The organism is Streptomyces sp. adm13(2018), from assembly GCF_008042145.1.
Classification (GTDB): Bacteria; Actinomycetota; Actinomycetes; order Streptomycetales; family Streptomycetaceae; genus Streptomyces.
In genome coordinates this window covers 1-918 of record NZ_RDBH01000231.1, presented here as the reverse complement: position 1 = coordinate 918, position 918 = coordinate 1, and the positions used below count along the sequence as shown (strand labels likewise).

The following is a 918-nucleotide window of genomic DNA, read 5'->3' as shown; positions in this document are numbered from 1 at the left end:
ACTCGGGTACGGGGGTGGTGGCGGCCGGGACGCAGGAGCACTCGGCGAGCCACCAGTCCGGGTGGAGCAGGCCGGCCCCGGGGTCGTTCGTGAAGGGGTACTGGTTGTAGAGCCAGGAGTACTGCGAGGTGAGCGTCATCGTGCGGCGGTCGCGGCCGTCGACGGAGACGTCCAGCGGGGCGGTGATCCCGCCGCCGCCGGGCGCGTCGGGGATGCTGTAGCGCACGGTCAGGGCGTTGGCCGCGCGGGGCAGGGTGAACTCGACGTACTGGCCGGGGACGAGCCGGACCGCCTTCCGGCCGGAGGCCTCCGAGGCGAGGGTGTACGGGGTGCGGTCCGGGCCGATGACGGTGCCGGTGGAGCGGGCGTTCTCCGCCTCCTGCTCGTCGAAGGCGACGGCGGCGCCGCGCCCGGCGGTGAGCGCGGGGTCGAGCGCCGCACGGGTGGTGACGGGCGTGCCGGACGCGGGGCGCGGGGCGGCCCCGGCCGTGGTGACGGCCGCCTGGCCGAGGCAGAGGAGGGCGCAGGCGACGGCGGTGGCTCTGGCACCGGCGCGGACGCGCGGACGGACGCGGCTGGGGATCATCTGGGCTCGCTTCTCGGACGGTGGGGACCCGCGGCGGACGGGCGTCGCCGCGGTGGGGCGAGGCGCGCGGCGCCGGGTGGGAGAAGCGCGCCGCGCGCACGGAAGCCCCGCTCCCGGCCCCCCACGGAACGGGATCGGGGCTTCCGTCACGGCCGGGTCAGGTCCCGGCCTCGGCCACCGTGCGCCGTGGCCGACGGAGTCGGCTGAGCGGCCTCGGCCGCACGGTGGGGTCTTTCCACGGGCCGCCGTCCGCGCCCGCGTGCGGGGCGGGGACGGCGGCTGCCGGAGCGGCCCGGGCTCAGGCGCGCAGCCAGGCGGCGGTGTCCGGGGGG

At 78.6% G+C, this 918-nt stretch carries 1 pseudogene; it reads right to left on the bottom strand.

Features of this window, described 5'->3' with window-relative positions:
* A pseudogene (locus tag EAO70_RS35920) lies at positions 1–586 on the bottom strand (mycodextranase); the annotation flags it as partial.
* Positions 587–918: the final 332 nt, after the last annotated feature.